We start from the raw sequence: 19,718 nt of genomic DNA, 5'->3' as shown, positions 1-19,718 counted from the left end.
ACATATTGTGCCGCCCTTCGTCGTTATTTGCGGTTGCCTTTCGCCTGATTCCGGAGCTGCTCCAGCACAGCCACCGGAACACTTACACTGCCCAAATCGCCATGGAAGACAACACCTTGACGCGCACCATGGAAGTCAGAGCCGCCGGTAACCAGCAGCCCGAATTCTTCAGCCATTGCCAAATAGCGGGCTTCATCTTCCGGACCATGGTCGGAATGATAAACTTCAATGCCGCCAAAGCTGTTGCGGGCAATAATCTTCCGCACCAGCTCATCATCACCGTAAATACCGGGATGAGCCAGCACCGGGGTCCCCCCAGCTTCAAGGATCCAGGTGCAGGCTTCTTCCGGTGTTATGCGCGGAGGCGATACATAAGCTGCTGCACCGTCAGCCAGATATTGATCGAAGGCAGCGCGCATATCCGCCACCACTCCCAGCCGTACCAGCTCATCGGCAATATGCGGCCGCCCGATGCTCTCATCCGGCTTTAGTTCGCGGCCCAGATTAGCTATAACCTGTTCCAGCGTAGTATCTATGCCAAGCCCTCGCAGCTTAGCGATGATCGCTTCGTTCCGCGCAGCCCGGGTATCCCGCTGTGCTGCAAGCCGTGAGAGAAACAGTTCCTGCTCGATATCTATATAATATCCTAGAACATGGATTTCTTTGCCTTCAGCACGGGTACTGATCTCAACGCCAGGTACGACGGTAATTCCGTGTCTCAGACCTGCTTCTAGTGCTTCCGCAACGCCGCTGACCGTATCATGATCAGTAATCGCTACTGCCGACAGCCCTTTGGCATAGGCAATCCGTACATTCTCCGCCGGCGGCTGCATGCCGTCCGACGCTTGGGAATGCGTATGCAAATCACAGCGCCCATGGAGTTCAGGGTTAGCATCTTTTCTAATTTCCAATTGCTTATCGTCTTCCTTCGGGTTATCCACACCTGTCACTCCGTTCCCAAGATTGATTATCTGCCTGCCGACTCCCATTCTTCACGAAGAATCCCCATTTTGACGGCATCATAATACTCACCCCGCACGATCCGTGCTTTACGGACACGCGCTTCTTCTACCATACCGCATTTAGCAGCCAGCCCCATCATCCGGACGTTGCCGGACCAAGTTCCTATGCCGAGGCGTACGGTATCAAGCGAATCAAACAGATAGGCCATCCACATTTTGAACGCTTCGGTGCCGTAACCGCCTGACCAGTACCGGGAATCAAAAATAACGATGCCGATTTCGAACCAGTTCGTAGCCTCCGACACCCAGTATCTGCCGACCGTGCCTTTTAGCTCACCATCAATTTCAATAATCAGCCGGTTCCGGGGTTCATCCGTTCCAGCAAGAGCTAATGCCCCCTGATATTTCCCGGCGAATTGTTCATAGCTCAGCTCCTCCAGCGGTTCATACGGGCCATCCCAGCGCTGAAACTCCTGGTCTTCTGCCTCATAGTAGTGATAATAGAGTTTACGTATATCGCTTTCGGTCAGATCCCGCAGTATAACCTTATCTCCCCGCACAAATACAGCCATTCTCCGACACCCCCGTCAATGTTATATACACAACAGCTTATTACCATTCATCCGTGTGCTCACGCAGAAAAGTCAGAAAGGTGACCGCCGAGATCGGCAGCAGCGTCGATTTCAGATGAATCGCATAGAATTGCCGTTTAAAAGAGGCATCTGAAATATTCACTATTTTCAGTAAGCCCAGAGTAACTTCATGTTTGACCGAAGAAGCTGAGATAATCGTGATGCCCAGTCCGGCTTCCACGGCTGACTTAACCGCCCCAGTGCTGCCCAGCTCCATCACCACCCGCATTGCTCCCGGATCGAGCCCTTTGTCAAGCATTTGCTCCTCCATCACCCTACGGGTTCCCGACCCTTGCTCACGCAGCACGAACGGATACTGCAGCGCTTCAGCCAGCGTAACCTCTTCCTTGTCCGCTAGCGGATGCTCCCAGGGAACGATCAGCTTCAGCTCATCGCCCATGACCGGTTCAAATACCATCGCCGGATGCGATACCGGGGCCTCAATCAGCCCGAAATTCAGCTGATGCTTATGAATCTCCTCTATGATCTGCGAGGTGTTCATCACCTTCATCATAATGGAGATATTCGGATAGGCTTTACCGAAGGGCCCGAGCAGCCGCGGAAGCACATACTCGCCAATCGTCAGGCTGGCGCCCAGCTGAAGCCGCCCCTCCAGCATATGTGTGAACGCGGACATGGCCTGATCTGCCTCCCGGATTAGCTGAATGCTCCGCCGTGCATAAGGAAGAAGGACCTGGCCCGCTTCAGAGAGAACGATTTTTTTACTGGAGCGGTCGAACAGCTTGGCACCAAAATAATCCTCGAGCGCCTGCACCTGCATGGTCACGGCAGGCTGTGTCATATGCAGTCTCTGGGCCGCAGCCGAGAAGCTTCCCTGTTCGGAAACGGTATAAAAAATATGTAGCTGATGAAAATTCATGCATCCAGAACTCCTTTATTGCTATATAAATTGCACCAATGATTTTTCTATTTCGGGATTGAACGTGTCTACAGGGAATGTTTGGACTTCCAGCCGCTAACGCTCCTCCAATTCCAAACTTCCCTTCCTCCACTTTTCCCTAAATATAAAAATTTTTAATTCAATTAAAAATAGCAATTCATTTTAACTTTCAAAAAAGACTTCCTCTTAAAAAAAGAACATGCAGCCTCAGCCGCATGCCTTCTTTGTAAATCGCTGTGCATTATCTGCGTTTGCGGCGCTTCTTCATCAGCTTCATCCGGCGGGAATTCCGCAGCCTGGAATAATACGTCTGCAAATCCCGCAGTTGTGGAGTCGCTGAGATCCGTCCCAGAAAGGATATGATGACCATGATATGCAGCGGACGGCCGGAAAGGCTGGTGACGCCTTCCAGCTGCTTGAACTCTGCAATTACAACGGTATCCTCGTCAATCAGGTACGCGTTGTATTTGCTCTGCAAATAAGGCTTAACCCGGTTCTGTTTCAGACATTGCCATAACCACGCGCCAATCTCTCCATTGCTGCCGTTGCCTTCGCCTTGGCTTACCCGGTCCGAATAGCGGCTCTGGGCATGAGAAGTTATCACGATATCAGCGACCCTGTAATCATTCAGCATGATGTGGAAGGGTTCGAACGCCCCCCACGACTCCAGCCCCTTGCCATGCATTCTCATCACTCTCCACCGAAAGGGTCTAGCATGCTCTTATTGTTGTCAATATTACCGCATAGACGCAGCTTGTTCAAGCGTACTGACCCTACTCCGTCGCTGAGAACTGCCCGTGTTAGTTGCCGGATCTGCTGACAACAAGGTCAGAATCGTCCACATAACTGCTGCCTTTGATCAGTTTGCATCTTTTCTTAATCCGCGCCGCTTCCTCGGAAAGGGCTTCGATTGTTGCGAACTGGCGGAATCGGTTAGTCACTACAGCAACGGAGATCGAGACCAGCGGGATTTTTTCCATGCGCCCCGAGCGGGTTTCCGCCAGTACATATTGCTGTGCCAGATGACCGGGGTGATAGAAGCCTTTTATAACTGTTTCGAACTCCTTAATGATCCTTTTGCAGCATTCTTCAAACTGATAATTATTTATAAAGATGATAAAATCATCTCCGCCGATATGGCCCAGGAACCCTTCCAGCTGCAGGGCAGAATGCTTCAGTATCTCTGCTGCCGCCTGAATCATCCGGTCCCCCTCTTTAAATCCGTAGGTATCGTTATACGCTTTGAAATGGTCCAGATCGATGTAGAGCACACTGAACTGCTCCTGCAAAAGCGACTTCACCATCCATTCATTGATACTGAGGTTGCCCGGCAGACCTGTGAGCGGGTTGAGAAAGCTGGCCGCAACCGCCTGAATCTCGGCAAAGTTGAGCAGCAGATCACGGACGCTAACCGCCCCGAATAAATGCTCTTCATGTGTTACAAGCACGTAGTCGTATAGATGTTCCTCACTTCTGTCCATCGCTAATCTGCTGACCTCTGTAATCGGCGTCTTATAGTCGACCACCAGCGGGTTCCGGTCCATAACCAGCTCCACCGGTCTGCCCATATAAAGCGTATAACCGTATAAAGTGCCGATCTGCTGATAAAAACGGATGCGCATGATCAAGGCCACGGCTTGTCCGTTTTCAGTAACGCAGACTCCCTGCAGCCGGGGGCTTGTTTTGAAGATTTGATCCACATACTCGCATTTATGATGCGGTGAAATCTCCGGAATCTGCTCAGCAATTTCACCGATCTGAAGAAACATAGCTGTAGCCTCCTCTTCCTGCAGCTTGAATGGAACCCGGCGGTAAGGCCCCTTGTACCGGCAGCTGTGCCGGTCTGCCCAGTGCATAGCCCTGTCCAAAATCGATGCCTGCCCGCTGCAGAAACAGCAGCTCCTCAGCCGTTTCAATCCCTTCTGCGATTACCCGGGTTGCCGAGCGCGCAGCATATTCCCTGACTAGCTCCAGCAGCTCCTGCTGCTCCCGGCTGCCGTGGATTCCGCGGATCAGCGATTTGTCCAGCTTGATAAATTCCGGTTTCAAATAGACAAGCGTTTTTAGGCTGTTATAACCGGAACCCGCATCGTCAACAGCAATCCGGAAGCCCTGCTCACGGTAATAGGACAACACCTTTTCAAAGCCGATATAATCCTGCACCGCCTGCCGTTCGGTCAGCTCAAAAACAATCCGCTCCGGTGACAATCCCAGCGACTGCAGCAAGGCCAGTGTCTCACCGCTTTTATGGCGGGCGTCATCCAATACCCCCGGATGGACATTAACAAAAACAAGCCTACCGCTCCCGGCCTCCGTTCTCGGCAGCCTTTCCATATACCGGGTAAGTGACATCCTGCGGCAATTTTGTTCAAACCTGTACATCTGCTCCGTCCTTCCGGCAAACTCGTAAAAATGCTCGGTAGTCGGAAAATGCATTGAAGCAGGGGGCCTGTTAAGCACCTCATGACCGAGTGTCCGCCCGGTTCGCAGCTGAAGAATCGGCTGGAAAAACGTATCCAGACGTTCATTATTCATAATATCCAGCAATGCGGATAATTGGCAAAGCGCTTTGACTTCCCCTTTCAGCCTGCCGTTTAAATGCTGGAGGTACTGGGGAATTACCGCTAATTTGTGGGACAGTGTCCGCTGTTTATTCATCTCATCACCTATATACTTTTCTTCGTGAATTTTATCACTCTTTTTACAAGCATATACGGGAAGTATTAAGCGGCGATAAAGTAGTCTGCCAAATCTCGACAATTAGACACAAAAATCCTCCACCCGCAGCAGCAGGCAGAGGATAACTCAGCCGGAAAGGTATGTAGGTACACTATAGAGTTGTGGCAGAGCCCGTTCCCTGGCCGGAGCTCAGCTCCAATTCCTGTTCTCTTCGCTGGAGGTCCGCCATGGAGGTCCGAAGCGCAGCCTGGCGGTCCTTTGAAATGCTTGCGGTAATACGTAAAATCCATAATTACCAGGATCAGCATCATGCCCAACATTGCATAGGCCGCGTTTTGATTAGGCGGAATCATCATAATTACACTGATGAACACGATCCACACCAGGGATAGCACAGCTACAATATTACTGTATTTGCCTAAATTCCATGGTCCCAGATGCTTGGGCTGGAACAAGCCTTTACGCTGGGCCAGCAGCTTCAGGAAGATCGGAATGCCGTATGCCACATATAGACCTACTACGCTTACTGCCGTGAGAAATACTAACGTTCCGTAGGCAGCATCCGGATTGATGATTTTAATCATATAATCAATAAAAGCCAGCAAAAAAGAGAGGGCGACGGACAGCCAGATCGCTTTGGCCGGTGTACGGTATTTCTTGGAGATTTCCGCCCAGTGTCTGCTTAGCGGCATCCCTTTATCCCGGGAGAAGGCATACATCATTCTGGAGAAAGAGGTGATGGAAGACAGTCCGCAAAACCACATTGCCAGGGTAATGAGCCACAGGATGATTTTGCCGAATGTGCCGCCTAGCGCCTCGCTAATAACATATATAAAAGCATTGTCCGCCGCCGTAGCCGCGCCCGCATCCTGAATCGACAAAGTCACAAAAGCCAGCATAATAAATCCGAAAACAAACGAATAAGCTACCGAGGTAAAAATCCCCCAAGGTGCGCGGATCCGCGGATTCACCGTCTCTTCTATGGTATGGGCGGACGCATCGTAGCCGGTAAAGGTCCACTGTGCCTGCAGCAGTCCGATCAGAAAGGCAAAGGCATACGGTTTGTCGGAGAACGTCTCTCCAACTTTGAATAAATAACTGACCGGCTGAAGATCGGATTTAGTGAACAGCGCCAGTGTTACGACCAGTCCCGCGGCAATCACAATATGGTACCAGGCTGAGAAGTCATTCAGTCTTGCGACCATGCGGATACCGATATGATTGCAGATGCCGTGGGTGAGCAGGATAACAATAAACGTGATTAGAATCGTGGTATCCGTCGAGGTATAGCCGAAGACATCCGACAGCAGCGGATCAGCGAACAATGCAGCCGAATAATCAATCCCGGCAACAATCCCGATCTGGCCGATCAGATTGATCCAGGCTGTGTACCAGCCCCACCGTTTGTTCGCCAGCACCGAAGCCCAGTGATACAGTGCCCCAGCCGTAGGAATCGCAGAAGCCAGTTCAGCCAGCGCAGCCGCTATCAGCAGCACGAACAGCGCTACCAGCGGCCAGCCGTAGCCCATCATCCCCGGACCACCGTAAGTCAGGCCATGGCCGTAAAGGGAGACAGCCCCGGTGAGTATAGAGATAATGGAAAAGGAGATGGCAAAGTTGGAGAAGCCGCCCATACTGCGCAGCAGCTCCTGGGCATAGCCGAATTTATTTAAATCCTTTTTGTCCTGCAGCAGTTGCTCATCTTTGATCTGATTCATGTCCATCTTCCTCTCCCGAATCACATAATGGATGCTACGTGCCATTTACCCCAAAAAGCTTTCATGAGTGGACTCATCAAATTCACGGATATTTTTATTTGCTGCCAGTGTAATACCAAGTATAACCAGACAAGGCAGCAGAACGCATAGGATACCCAGAACCATTTTCCTCACCTCCCTGGCAAAACCTCCGTTTTTGGTCAGGTGCATAGTGTGTACGGGGAGAACTCCAAGAGGGCTACAGTTGCAGACCGACACCGCTCGTCTGTTGCTCCAGTATTTTGGCGATCAGCCCGCCCAGATAGGCTCCAGCTTCTACAGGAGGGGTACCTCCCTGGTGGATATTCGAAACGACGATCCGCTCGGAATCAGTCATTCCATAACCGGGTTTGTAGCAGAGATACGCGCTCATCGAATGGGAAGTGATCAGCCCCGGCCGCTCCCCGATCAGAAGCACTATCACTTCCGGGTGCAGGATATCACCGATGGCATTCATGCAGCCTACCCGGCCGTTATGCACAAAAAACGGAGTACCTGCGGACAATTGGTGCACCTCCAGCGAATCCAGCAGCGCCGGGTAGATGTCCCGCAGATTACTCTCAATCGCATTTGCGCTGAGTCCGTCCGATACTACAATCTGCACTTGCGGCTGCTGAATACAGCGTTGCTTCAGGGCCTGGAGGCTGCTGTCAGGCAGAAGCCTGCCCAGATCAGGACGCCGCAGATACAGCTCCTTATCCAGAGCGCCCGACTCCACTGAAAATAACCCCAGTTCCTCCAGCAGCCCCTGGCTGACCTTACCGTAAACCGAGTCCACGGCCGCCGCATGGTCACAGCGCAGCTTCAGCTGCTCGGCTGTAGTGGGCCGGGTTCCTGCCCGGCCAGTCCCGATTCTGGCGGGTGTCTTTTGCTTTAACCACTCAACTTTGTCCACCTCACTGTAAACCATAGGATCTCCCTCCTTATAGTTTCTGGTGCTTCAGCATTACCGCTAACTCTCATGTCATACACCGCTTAATACTCACATTACACAAAAATTCCCGGGTCACCGGCCCGCCTGGTCAGCCGTCCGTTCTGCAGAATTCCCATGCCTTCCGCCCATGCGGCAAACTCAGCTCCCGGCTGGAGGCGCAGCAGCTCTCTCAAGGTGGCAATATCGTGAAAGCTGGTGGACTGATAATTGAGCATACAATCATCAGCCATCGGCACACCGATGAAAAAGTTAACCCCGGCGGCAGCCAGCAGTACGGACAGATTATCCATGTCGTTCTGGTCAGCCTTCATATGGTTTGTATAGCAGACATCGACACCCATCGGAATCCCCTGAATTTTTCCCATGAAATGATCTTCCAGGCCGGCGCGGATCACCTGCTTGCTGTCATAGAGATACTCCGGGCCGATGAACCCAACCACTGTATTGACCAAAAACGGCTTAAAGCGTTTGGCGAGACCGTAGCAGCGGGATTCCAGTGTGACCTGGTCTATGCCGTGATGCCCTCCGGAGGACAGCTCCGAGCCTTGGCCCGTTTCAAAATACCAGCGGTTCTCGCCTTTCGCCGTCCCTGACTCGCGGATCAGCTGATCCGCTTCTTCCAGCAGCCGCAGACTGATGCCGAATGAAGCATTACCGCTCTCGGTGCCGGCCAGACTCTGAAAGATCAGATCCGCGGGAGCCCCTTTACGGATTGCCCTCATCTGGGTGGTCACATGGGCCAAAACGCTGTTCTGCGTGGGGATGTTCCACCTTGTGATAACCTCCATCGTTTCATGGAAAAGGCGCACTATATTGTCTGTTGTATCAATGACCGGATTAATGCCGATCACCGCGTCGCCCACCCCATAGCTTAACGCATCATAGATTGAGGCTTTGACTCCCATCGGATCATCGGTAGGGTGATTGGGCTGGGCCCGGCTGCCCAGCCTGCCTTTCTGCCCGAGAACAGTATTGCAGCGGGTAAGCACCTCGCATTTGGCGGAGGCCTGGATCAGATCCAGATTGGACATGATTTTGGCAGCCGCCGCAGCCATTTCGCTATTAAGGCCCCTACCGATTGCCTGTACCTGCGCATCCTCCTGTGATAGTAGCTGTTCCCGCAGATCCCCCACCTTCCAGTGGCGGATCTGCTCATACACCGCCTCATCCACCCCTTCCTCAATCACCCGGGACACTTCGTCCTCCTCCGGGGGCAGCAGCGGGTGGGTACGGATATCAGCCAGGGTCAAATCAGCCAGCAGCAGCTTGGCTGCCATCCGTTCCTTCGCATGATCCGCAGCGATGCCGGCCAGCTGATCCCCGGACTTCTCTTCATTCGCCTTGGCAAACAACTCCTTTAAATCATGGAACCGGTAGCTTTCACCGAGCAGGGTGACCGTTAGTTTCATGCCTTTCAACTCCTTTATTCACGGCTGAAAAACAAGGGTTTTTACCGCCACCGGAATACAGTCTCCGTCCAGAGGAAAGCCGATGTCAATATAGTCACCATGTCTGACAACAATCTGATCAAGACAAATGCAGCGCTGTTCTCCAAGGGTAAGCAGATGGATAACATTACCGACTGCTTTGGCAATGTCGTTCTCACAAATTAGAATGATCACCTTCATTCCATTCCGAAGAGAAGCCTCTGTCGCGGCGGAAGCAATCCTGCGGATTACCGGATAGGTGGCAGGTATGAAACCCGGGAGGGCGACCGCAAATAGCAGATCTGCGGGTTCTCCTGTGCCAAATCTCCGTTTCCCTTCTGCATACGCCTTCTCCACTGCCGAAGCCAGCCCGGGCAGATCCCCCTCCGCGAGTTCCGGCCGGCTCAACTTTACCACCGGAATATTCCGCAGCGGCAGCAGTGTGCTATCCACAAATACAGTCGAGCCGCTAAGTGTCGTTGTATGGACTCCAGCGCCGATTACAGTTGCCCGCTGCGCCTCCGGTGTGGTCCTCAGCTTAATGGAGTAGTTCGCCGCGGTCTGGACCAGGGATTCAGCCAGCAGCGGACCAATGTCGCCAAATCGGGCGGCTTCCGTCAGGCTGCGTGTACCGGGCTGCTCCAGCAGCAGACCCACGCCCCCAGAGACCCACAGCTCTGATACTGGCTCTGCTGTGCCCGTTACTTCTTCAGGCTGGCCGTAGACAAGAGGGCAGCCCTTGGGATCACGCGAATTTAAGATAGTGTCCAGCAGCATGACACTCCATTTGCCGGTAATCTCCTTGAGCTGCTCCAACTCAGCAAGATCCCCTTCCGCCAGCCCGTAACCCTCTCTTCTCAGCCATTCCTCAATTACCGGGAACAGTTTAAGGACCTCTCCCTGTGCGCCAAGTCTGATCAATCGGCCGCCAATATGGAAATTGATAGTACGTGTGCAGCTCCCTCCGGCAAAAAATGCACAGTTCGCTGTTCCGCCTCCGATATCGACATTTACAACCTGGCCTGCAATTTCCTGTGAACGGGCCTCTGCCCCCGATCCTTTACCTGCCAGCACGGCCTCCAAATCGCCCCCAGCCTGGGCAACGACAAATTTACCGGCAAATCGGGCCAGATGATGCACAATCTGATCCGCATTGTGCTTCACAGCCGTCTCACCTGTAATAATCACTGCCCCGGTGTCCACATCTTCCGGCTGTAAAGCGGCTCTCTCGTATTCCCCGGCCAGGATAGCATGGAGTGCAAGGTGATCGATCTCCCGGTCACTGAGGAGTGGCGTACTGTACATGGGGCTTTCATACAAGAGCTTCCGCCCGGTAATCTTGAACCCTGGAAGCAATGATGCTCCGTAGCAACGCTCAATTTCCAGTCTGCTGAAAATGCATTTCGTCGTGCTGGTTCCGACATCAATCCCGACGCTTATAACCGAGCAGACTGTATCCGTGCTTTCCGCCTCCCTTTCTTGGAAGTTCAGTTCATAAGTAACAAAAAAGACGCCGTAAGCCCTGCATTACTTGCTCTATGCATGCCTAAAAAGCGTCTGTGTTTAAATCATATTGAGTTGGATGCTGTCTTCGATCATAGTATGACAGGGTTATATAAATGTCAATTTAAATCACATCTAATTCATTTTTATTTATATTATTCGGAGTATGTGTCATTTATAATAACTCAAAAGTCACAAAATTCAATATAATGTATACCTAAAATGGATTCCCTACTCAAAACCTAACATAATTGTTAACACAGGGCACAAAAAAACAGGCACCAGTGGTGCCTGCTTCTGAATGATCTATCAGCACATCCTACAGTCCATAGTAACGGGTCTTGTCCGGCCCGTTGCTAGTGTATTCCGTCTTCAATTCATTACGGTATGATCTTTCAATCTTACGCACATATGAGAGTCTGCGGACGGTCTTCATGACTTCCTCGGCGCGTTCCGCATTTACATACATTACAGCGTAATGCATTTTCCGGGATACATAATGCAGTGTCCCGTATTTCTCCAGGTTGCGTGCCGCTTTGACATCACTAACCCAAACGATATATCCTGTCCGTTCCGCAAACATAAGCTCAACCGCCCTTTCCTTCTCTCCCTCTTAGAGGCAGCTTATCCGCAAGAGCATTTGCCTCCGCTGCCGCATCCGCCCTTCGGCGACGGGTCATTGCTTGGAACCTTGATGCTGTCCGAGACTGAGAACGCGATTGCTTCAGACATGGAATGTAAAATATCATCCAGCGTCGCCTCCGCCTGTTTGAAGCGGACAACCTCCTCGAACTGCTCAAGCTCCTTCTCTACAGCCGTCACTTCATCCTTGGCCGAATGATAGTTCGGATGAAAATGTCCAAACCGCTGTGTCTCTTCAAACAGCTCCTTCTTGTTCTGAAGCCGCTTGACTATGGCCTGGATTTCGGGATTGGCGTCAACCCGCCCTTTCCAGTATAAGTAATCCGACACTTCGGCGGATTGGTTAATCATATCGCCTAATTCATAGGCGTATGTCAGCACTTCGGCCATATCGACCGTATTTAATTCCGCTACGCTCATGAACTTCAACTCTTTTCTGTGTTAATGTTCTACAGTAAACCGTAGACTACCTTATCATACCATAACCAGTTGCTTAAGCAGAAGAGGAATTTCTCCGCTTCTGCGGAATCAGCAGCTTCATCTCTTTCCAGTCCCCGGCAGCCAGCTCCGCATCTTCACGCTCTTCTGTGCCGGCAGGCAGCAGGCCTCCGGCGACTCTCCAGGGATTCCCCCGGAGCTGCTCGGGGATAAAATCGCAGATTTGGCCCTCCAGGGACAAACGGACCTTGATGCCCCATGTCAGAGCCTGCTCCATGACCTTTTGAGCCGTAGTAATATGATACTCCCGCCATTCCCGGAGCCACATTTGGGGAACAGCCTCTTCACCGGGCAGGATAAGTTCCTCTGAATCTGATGATGGAAGCGGCAGCGGCTGCAGAACGGCCCCTCCACCCAGCAATCCTATATGCGCTTCCTGTACAGGAAGCGCATATACGTCAGCCTTCGGAACTTTATTGTCCATAAAGTAAACCGTCTGTTGCGGCGGGACCTCCCCTTCACGACCGCCGATAATTCGCGGCGGGGCTAGTCCGGCGGCCGACAGTTCTTTACGGACCAGCTCAGTGCTGTCATGCCGTACGATGAAATGAAGCGGTCCCACCCGCGATAGGCTGCCCTGCAGCCGGGGATGAGCGGCGATGTCAGCAGCATCCGCTTCGCTCCGGCAAGCCAGCAGAATCACCTCGGACCAGGCCGTACGGCCGATGCTTCTGGCCCATTGCCTTAAGGTCAGCTCTACCTGAGCCGGCAATCCTCCCCTGGCATGGGAAGCCAGCCAGCTGATGACCGATTCTGGCGGCTGCCCCTGTTCAGCAGCCTCCTCCAGCTTCATCCGGCTTAGTCTGAAGCTCCATAGCTCATCGGCGTACAGCAGCTCCGAACAGCCAGCGAGCCCCCAGCGGAGACGGTAATTCACGCCAGGAGGAACCAGAACCTCGAAATCCGGCTGGACAATAAAATGGCCTTCATCGCCGCTTATTTGTTGCCCTTCACTATCCCCGAAGATGCCGGACAGATTATCAGGGTCAGAATCCAACATCTTACCGGTAACCAGCAGCGGTTTATGCTCTGTCCAGCGGAAGCACCATGCCCCACCTTCTGTATACCCCAGCTCACACCAGCCAAATCCGGCCAGACTGCCCAGCCAAGCCAGACAGGCTGATTGGAGAGCTTCTAAAGGCTGCTCAGCCGTAAGCTGAACCTCGGACATCCACTCCAGAACATCGCCCAAGGGATACCAATTGCCCTTAGAGAAGGCGGGAGAAGAGATAAGATATCTGAAATGCTGTGGTGCAGGCCCGTCTATTCCATAACGGTTCAGTATCACGTTAAATAGAATACTTGTCATTTGCAGCTCGCTGAGCCCAAGCCAGCTCTCAAGCTTCACCATATCCAGAAAATAAGCTGATCCTTGACGTTCCACCAGTCCCAGAACCAGCATCAGATCTACGATTACTGTAACCGCGAGCGGGCATGTCTCACAATCGACAGCTTGAGGAAACAGCCCCCGCAGGTGCTTATCCTGCACCGGCAGCAGGGCAGCCAGACGGCCCGCCTGCTTTTTGTGGATGCTTCCCTTAGCAGTCAGAGGAAGCCCTTGCTGCGCTGTGAACACCAGCGCCCGGAACAGCTGTCCGGCCAGGCCTGCATCCGCTGGACACTCCACGGTTACCGTTCCTGCAGGTAACGGCTTAGGTGTATGAGGGAAGCAGCTCCATTGAATAACTGCCAGCTCTTGTGGGGGGATTTGATACAACTGCTCCCCCCAGATTTTCTGCCGCAACTCAACCAGCCCTGCCTGGCGCAGCTCCAGCATGGCCAGCTGCAGTTCGGCACGGCACAGCGCCTCGGGGCGCAGCCGCTCCAGCTTCTCCACGGCAAAAGGCCGTGCGGCATGGGCGGCGCAGATCCGCCTCAGGACTTCCTGTGCCGGCGGACTCAGAGTCATCATAATAATAATATCGCCTCCTCCTGTTGGTCTCCCGCTCTGACGGCATATTCATAGCCCTGCTCGGTCAGAAACAGCCTGCGCCGCATAGCAAACTCCTGTTCCCGGCTGTCTCCGGTTACAAGCGTATAGAAATACGCCTTGTTCTCACCCGGTTTAGGGCGCAGGATTCGGCCCAGCCGCTGAGCCTCTTCCTGCCGCGAGCCGTAAGCGCCGGAAACCTCTATTGCCACCGAGGCATCCGGCAGATTTACGGCAAAATTAGCAACCTTAGACACCACCAGAACCTTAAGGCTCCCCTCATTAAATGCCGCATATAGCTCATTACGTTCCCGCTGCGGCGTTTTACCGGTTATCAAAGGGGCTTCCAGGAAGTCTGCTATAGCCTCTAACTGATCCAGGTATTGACCGATCACGAGCACTGCTGCTCCGGAATGCGCTGCAATAATCTGCCCCGCCGCTTCAGCCTTAGCCGGATTCCCTGCAGCAAGTCTGAACTGTTCTTTCCCTCCTGCATAGATATAACGGCTCCTTAGGGCAGACTCCATCGGCACGATTATCTCTACACATTCCACTGCCGCAATCCAGCCCTGCCGCTCCAGCGACTTCCACGGAAGATCGTAGCATCGGGGGCCAATCAGGGAGAAGACATCACCCTCACGCCCGTCTTCCCTGACGAGAGTCGCGGTCAGCCCCAGGCGACGTGTTGCCTGGATGTCAGCGGTAGCCCGGAACACCGGAGCCGGGAGCAAATGCACCTCATCATAGATGATCAGCCCCCAGTTACGCTCCTTGAACAGGTTCATATGAACAAACGGATCGTCCTTAGAGCGCCGGTGTGTCAGCATTTGATAAGTAGCTAGTGTAACAGGCCGCACTTCTCTGCGTTCACCACTGTATTCCCCGATTTCCTCTGCCTCCAGATTCGTCCGCTGCAGCAGCTCTTCCCGCCATTGCTCCACTGATGTTGTACTCGAAGTGAGGATCAGCGTTTCGCATTGCAGCTTCTCCAGCACAGCAAGTCCAACTACCGTCTTGCCTGCCCCGCAGGGCAGGACAACAACACCGCTGCCGCCACTGCCATGAAATAAGCGGACCGCTTCCCGCTGATAATCCCGAAGCCCGAAGACATTTTCTTTAGAAGCACCTTCATGGTATTCTCTTTCCTTCCAGGCAATGTTCAGTCTCTGGCCTTCCCGGTAGCCTGCCATGTCGATCACAGGATAACCAAGTCTGGTCAGCTCCTGCTTCAGCAGTCCCCGATTCACAGCAGGACATTCACATTCCATGAGCCCGGATCTGTCCAACTGGAGCCCGCTAAGCACTAGAAATTCCCCCAGTTCATCTAGCAGAGCAGGCAGATCAGTGCGAAGGATCATGAGCCGGTTATCTGTCATATGGGAATGCAGCTCCAGCCTGCCGTACCTGGATATGAGCCTGCGGATTTCTTCCTCCAGTCCGGCCGGTGTACCCCAACGAGACAATTCCTGCAGGCTGGCAATAATATCTTCCGCTGTCCTTCCTCCGGATGCCGCGTTCCATAAAGACAGAGGTGTAATCCGATAGGTGTGGTAGGCAGGAAGATTTTTCACAAGCTCGGCGTAATCAGCCAGCGCCGTTCTCGCCGCATCAAATCCTGGATGGCCGCATTCCAGCAGAATCGTTTTGTCTTTGCGGATAATGCATGACCCTGTCCCAGTCAAAGGGTCTCCTCCTGTCTTTTAACATTACAAGCTGTCGGCTCAGTATCCATTTCCTGTCAAGGTGAAGCAGGAAAAAGCCCACCTCCGCACGAATGCGGACATGAGCTTCCCTGTTTGCTTATTCAATGCAGCTGACGTTGCGAAATGTCGCTCAGCGCTTCTCCCGCTTCATCTGCGAAGATACGCTTCACGGCCAGATCGCCCAGCGATACGATACCGATTAGTTCGTTATCACGTGTTACCGGCAGGCGGCGGATCTGTCCTGAGGCCATAATTTCAGCCGCTTCATCTACAGATGCGTTCTCTGCAATCGAGGTCACCGGTTTGCTCATGACCGTCTCAACGGAGGTAGAGCCTGAGTGCTTGTCCGCATATCCTCTAAGCACCAGGTCACGGTCTGTTATCACACCAATGAGCTTTCTACCCGTTTCTGAATCAACTACAGGAATGAATCCCGTATCAAAATCTCTCATTTTGACGGCAACCTCATAAATGTTATCTTGCAGCGTAACGGCTGCAGGCTGTGTTGTCATTACTTCCTGGACTGTTTTCAAAAAAGAACCTCCTGTCTGCTCAGTAATCTACGGAAGTAGGTTCTCCCCGAACTATGCTTTTTATTCGCAATAATACGAACTATTCATTAAGACAGGAGTCAGCCAGTGCTACCAGCAGCTTCACACCATGCAGCATAGCATCCTCATCGAAATCAAATTTGCTGTGATGATGCGGATATACCGCATTTTTGTCCGGATTGCCTGCCCCCACAAAAATAAAGCAGCCAGGAATCTCCTTAACATAATAGGCAAAATCTTCGGCCGGCATGATCTTCTCCATCCGGATCACATTTACGGAGTCTCCAAGGGCTTCTGGAGCAACACGGAAAAATCTGTTGAACTCCGCTTCGTCATTGACGAGCGGCGGATACCCCATCATATAATCTACGTTCGCTTCTGCCCCGTATACTGAAGCTACAGAAACGGCCATTTCTTCGATTCTTCGGCGGATCAAATAACGGGTCTCCTCATCAAAAGCCCGGACCGTCCCTGTAATCCGGCAGCGTTCGGCAATAATATTCTGAGCAGATCCGCCCTGAATCGTTCCAACACTCAGAACGGCAGGCTGTAGCGGATCAACATTGCGGCTGACGATCGTCTGCAGCTGGGTTACAAGCGCTGCTGCGGCTACTATACTGTCTACCGTGCGGTGAGGGATGCCGCCATGTCCGCCTTTACCGGTGATATCAATAAAAAACTCATCCGCCGAAGCCATCAGCGGTCCCGGTGCACTGCCAATCGTACCGAGCGGCAGCGGTGTCCACAGGTGCAGGCCATAGACGGCATCTGCCCCTTCAAGTACTCCTTCGGCAATCATGTCCTTAGCTCCGCCGGGGCAGATTTCTTCAGCAGGCTGGAACAGGAAGCGAATCTCCCCTTGGAGGCCATCACGCCGGGTGCTGTAATAGGAAGCTGCTGCAAGCAGCATCGCTGTATGTCCGTCATGTCCACAGGCATGCATAACACCATTGTTCAGCGAAGCATATTCGCTTCCATTCTCCTCAGTGATATTCAGCGCATCCATATCTGCGCGCAGGACTACCGTCTTTCCCGGCTTGTCCCCCTTAATAATCCCGGTCAGACCGAAGCCTGCACTGCTCCGTTTGACTTCAATACCGAATTCAGCCAATCGGGCGGCTACATAAGCTGATGTCTCTTTCTCCTGATAAGACAGCTCCGGATGCATGTGCAGATGGCGGCGCCATGCCACCATATCCGGAAGCAGCTGTTCCAATGCAGTGTTCTCCATATCGCTTCCATTCCCTTCTTCCATAGCCCGCTCCGGCAGACCTGCAAACGCAACGTTTGCGCAGGTCTCCTGCCGCAAAGAACTATATTTCTTATATTGTAGCAGAAACGCAAAAAACTGTGTATCGATAGGCCCCGCCTACCTTGCGCATCCCCCGGAAACATACTATCATGAGGTAGAACATTAATAATTACGGTTACAAAATAATCATTATACTTCATAAGGGGGATATGTTCGCTATGATATTTGAGAACACTGGCCTCGTTGGATTAAAAAGCGACCTTCTTTATCTTGACGAGAGCGCGGCCAAAGCCGGATTCATCCGCTGGCAATGGGAATATTACCGCGCCACTTACGACTGTAAGATAGAAGACCATCAGAATGGCGGGGAATACTTCCTGCGGGTTAATACCCGTGCTGTCGAAGGCAAGCTGGAAAAACCCGATAGCATACTGGCCATTGAAGCCGTTTACTTGGGCAAGGCTACCTTTCCCCATGGCCTGGAGTATGACTCTCCGGTTCCACAGCCTATACTGGATACTGCCGCGCAGCGGATTCTTGAGCTGAAAGAGCTGCTTGAAGCTTGAGTACAATGAAGGGAAAGACAAGTAAAAAAGTCAGCCTGCCCAAAAGAGGAACACCCGATTTCCAGTTACTTATTCTCACCCTGCTGCTTGTAGGCTTTGGACTCGTCATGGTATTCAGCGCCAGCTCCAACCTAACTCTGGCAAGCGAAAAATTCGGCAATGATCCACTATACTTTTTTAAGAACCAGATGCAATGGGTAGTCGTGGGTACTGTTGTGATGTTCTTTGTAATGAATGTCCATTACAGCAAATTCAAGAAATGGTATGCCCCGATATTTCTGCTAACGCTTCTGCTGCTGTTTCTCGTTGCCTTTGCAGAGCGTACGAACGGCGCCAAGAGCTGGTTTAATATCGGAGGCTTTGGTATCCAGCCCACCGAGCTGGCCAAAATCTCCATTATCTTGTATCTTGCGGCACTGATTACCAAAAAAGGCGAACGGCTGAGAGACTTGCGCACTGGCTACATTCCGGTAATGGTTATCGTAGGAATCGTTGCAGGACTAATAATGATGCAGCCGGATTTAGGATCCTGCTTAATCCTTGTAGCGACAAGCGGTCTGGTCATTTATGCCGGAGGGGCAAGCATGAAGCATATTCTCGCTTCCATCGCGCTGCTTGTGCTTGGTGTCGGGATCGTCATGGGAGCTAAGACTGCTATTGAATCTTTGTCACCGCAGACCCAAACCGTCGCAGCCGACCAGAATTATAAAAAGGACCGTATCGAAGCTTTTTTGAATCCGTTTCAGGATGCCGAAGACGGCGGTTACAACATCATTCAATCTTTGATGGCGCTTGGTGAAGGCGGAACGAGCGGCGCCGGCTTCGGACAGAGCATCCAGAAGCTGCATTATCTACCTTATCCCTATACAGACTTTATCTTTGCCGTAATCGGTGAAGAGCTTGGATTTATCGGAACGACGATTTTCCTCCTGGTATATCTGTATTTCATCTGGAGGGGCATTCTGATTGCCCTAAGGTGTACCGATCCTTTCGGTACCCTAGTCGGAATTGGGGTCATGGGCCTGATAGCGATCCAGGCTTTCGTTAATATCGGCGGTGTTACCAAAACCATTCCGCTCACAGGGGTCACGTTGCCATTTATCAGCTACGGCGGCTCTTCACTTGTGGTCACCATGTTCTGTATGGGTATCATGCTGAGCATTTCCCGCGAGACTAACCGGCCGGCCAAAGAAGAAGTAACAAAATCAGTAACCACAGTCAGACAAGTACGGGCACGCTAAGCCTACATATACAACATTAGCTAAGGAACACAAAAAAGGCAGTCCGGAATAACCTCCGGACTGCCTTTTTGTGTACTGTCTTACGAAATCTCATCATTCTTGAAAGCTACGCCTTCCACCTTAACATTGACCTCAACAATATGAAGTCCGGTCATGCTCTCCACAGCCTCGCGGACGTTCTGCTGAAGCATCCGGCAGACTTCATGGATCGGAGTTTCATACAACACGATAATGCGTAAATCCACTGCGGCTTCAAGCTGTCCTACTTCAACGGTAACGCCCTTTTGCACGTTTTTACCGCTGAGGCGTTTCGCCCATCCCTCGGACAATCCGCCTGACATGGCTGCAATTCCCGGAGTCTCTAGCGCAGCCAATCCGGCAATCTTCGAGACGACGTCATTGGATATCCGTATGTTTCCCATTTCAAGTTGAAGTTGTTCCGCCATGCCATATCCCCCCTACACTCATTATCAATTATTGTAATTCGAAAACAGGCTAAAAAGCAAATGACTTTCTATCACACCCGTTTACACAGTGGAT

General features: G+C 52.2%; 19 protein-coding genes. 2 read left to right on the top strand and 17 right to left on the bottom strand.

Annotated features, from left to right (window positions below; genetic code table 11):
* Positions 1-23: 23 nt before the first annotated feature.
* The 16 genes from L6H70_RS01720 to L6H70_RS01645 all read right to left on the bottom strand — a co-directional run bounded on the left by L6H70_RS01720 (position 24) and on the right by L6H70_RS01645 (position 17,374).
* Complete coding sequence (locus tag L6H70_RS01720) at positions 24-905, bottom strand: PHP domain-containing protein (RefSeq protein ID WP_279306747.1); 882 nt, start codon at positions 903-905, stop codon at positions 24-26.
* Between the two features lie 62 nt (positions 906-967).
* Positions 968-1,534: a GNAT family N-acetyltransferase gene (locus L6H70_RS01715; protein ID WP_236329176.1), complete on the bottom strand. Its 567-nt coding sequence runs from the start codon at positions 1,532-1,534 to the stop codon at positions 968-970.
* Between the two features lie 40 nt (positions 1,535-1,574).
* Positions 1,575-2,474 carry a selenium metabolism-associated LysR family transcriptional regulator gene (locus L6H70_RS01710; protein ID WP_236329174.1) on the bottom strand — a complete coding sequence of 300 codons (900 nt, stop codon included), beginning with the start codon at positions 2,472-2,474 and terminating at the stop codon, positions 1,575-1,577.
* Between the two features lie 262 nt (positions 2,475-2,736).
* The gene (locus L6H70_RS01705) at positions 2,737-3,180 is read right to left on the bottom strand and encodes a hypothetical protein (RefSeq protein ID WP_236333060.1); all 444 of its coding nucleotides are present in this window, start codon (positions 3,178-3,180) and stop codon (positions 2,737-2,739) included.
* A gap of 115 nt (positions 3,181-3,295) precedes the next feature.
* A complete protein-coding gene (locus L6H70_RS01700) occupies positions 3,296-4,264 on the bottom strand; it encodes a GGDEF domain-containing protein (protein ID WP_236329172.1) in 969 nt (322 codons plus the stop codon).
* Complete coding sequence (locus L6H70_RS01695) at positions 4,245-5,153, bottom strand: EAL domain-containing protein (protein WP_236329171.1); 909 nt, start codon at positions 5,151-5,153, stop codon at positions 4,245-4,247. The genes L6H70_RS01700 and L6H70_RS01695 overlap by 20 nt, the downstream gene beginning before the upstream one ends.
* A 65-nt stretch (positions 5,154-5,218) precedes the next feature.
* On the bottom strand, positions 5,219-6,892 hold the full coding sequence (locus L6H70_RS01690; RefSeq protein ID WP_236329169.1) for an amino acid permease: 1,674 nt from the start codon (positions 6,890-6,892) through the stop codon (positions 5,219-5,221).
* A gap of 238 nt (positions 6,893-7,130) precedes the next feature.
* Entirely contained in the window at positions 7,131-7,841 is a 711-nt protein-coding gene (eutC, locus tag L6H70_RS01685) for an ethanolamine ammonia-lyase subunit EutC (protein WP_236329167.1), read from the bottom strand.
* 77 nt (positions 7,842-7,918) lie between these two features.
* Positions 7,919-9,274 (bottom strand): ethanolamine ammonia-lyase subunit EutB, encoded by a 1,356-nt coding sequence (locus L6H70_RS01680; RefSeq protein ID WP_236329166.1) that lies wholly within the window; start codon positions 9,272-9,274, stop codon positions 7,919-7,921.
* A gap of 18 nt (positions 9,275-9,292) precedes the next feature.
* Entirely contained in the window at positions 9,293-10,732 is a 1,440-nt protein-coding gene (locus tag L6H70_RS01675; protein WP_279306746.1) for an ethanolamine ammonia-lyase reactivating factor EutA, read from the bottom strand.
* A 382-nt stretch (positions 10,733-11,114) separates the two neighbouring features.
* Complete coding sequence (locus L6H70_RS01670) at positions 11,115-11,378, bottom strand: YlbG family protein (RefSeq protein ID WP_054940223.1); 264 nt, start codon at positions 11,376-11,378, stop codon at positions 11,115-11,117.
* A 41-nt stretch (positions 11,379-11,419) separates the two neighbouring features.
* A complete protein-coding gene (locus L6H70_RS01665) occupies positions 11,420-11,857 on the bottom strand; it encodes a YlbF/YmcA family competence regulator (protein WP_206104472.1) in 438 nt (145 codons plus the stop codon).
* Between the two features lie 73 nt (positions 11,858-11,930).
* Entirely contained in the window at positions 11,931-13,847 is a 1,917-nt protein-coding gene (locus L6H70_RS01660) for a helicase-associated domain-containing protein (protein WP_236329163.1), read from the bottom strand.
* Entirely contained in the window at positions 13,844-15,547 is a 1,704-nt protein-coding gene (locus tag L6H70_RS01655; protein ID WP_236329161.1) for a DNA repair helicase XPB, read from the bottom strand. Before L6H70_RS01655 ends, L6H70_RS01660 begins: the two co-directional genes overlap by 4 nt.
* Positions 15,548-15,669: 122 nt before the next feature.
* Complete coding sequence (locus L6H70_RS01650) at positions 15,670-16,101, bottom strand: CBS domain-containing protein (RefSeq protein WP_236329159.1); 432 nt, start codon at positions 16,099-16,101, stop codon at positions 15,670-15,672.
* 79 nt (positions 16,102-16,180) lie between these two features.
* Positions 16,181-17,374 carry a M20 family metallopeptidase gene (locus L6H70_RS01645; protein WP_236329157.1) on the bottom strand — a complete coding sequence of 398 codons (1,194 nt, stop codon included), beginning with the start codon at positions 17,372-17,374 and terminating at the stop codon, positions 16,181-16,183.
* A gap of 215 nt (positions 17,375-17,589) precedes the next feature.
* On the opposite strand from L6H70_RS01645, the gene L6H70_RS01640 reads away from it, so the two are divergent.
* Together L6H70_RS01640 and ftsW are read left to right on the top strand one after the other, a co-directional pair.
* The gene (locus tag L6H70_RS01640) at positions 17,590-17,937 is read left to right on the top strand and encodes a YugN family protein (RefSeq protein ID WP_206104468.1); all 348 of its coding nucleotides are present in this window, start codon (positions 17,590-17,592) and stop codon (positions 17,935-17,937) included.
* A gap of 5 nt (positions 17,938-17,942) precedes the next feature.
* Entirely contained in the window at positions 17,943-19,178 is a 1,236-nt protein-coding gene (gene ftsW, locus L6H70_RS01635; protein WP_236329155.1) for a putative lipid II flippase FtsW, read from the top strand.
* 80 nt (positions 19,179-19,258) lie between these two features.
* On the opposite strand, the gene L6H70_RS01630 is transcribed toward ftsW, so the two are convergent.
* Positions 19,259-19,624, bottom strand: a complete 366-nt coding sequence (locus tag L6H70_RS01630) for an Asp23/Gls24 family envelope stress response protein (protein ID WP_019911482.1) — start codon at positions 19,622-19,624, stop codon at positions 19,259-19,261.
* Between the last annotated feature and the right edge of the window lie 94 nt (positions 19,625-19,718).

The sequence above is a fragment of the Paenibacillus auburnensis genome (assembly GCF_927798115.1).
GTDB lineage: Bacteria > Bacillota > Bacilli > Paenibacillales > Paenibacillaceae > Paenibacillus_AQ > Paenibacillus_AQ auburnensis.
Note: the sequence above shows the minus strand (reverse complement) of the source record. Positions and strands in the feature narration are given on the sequence as shown.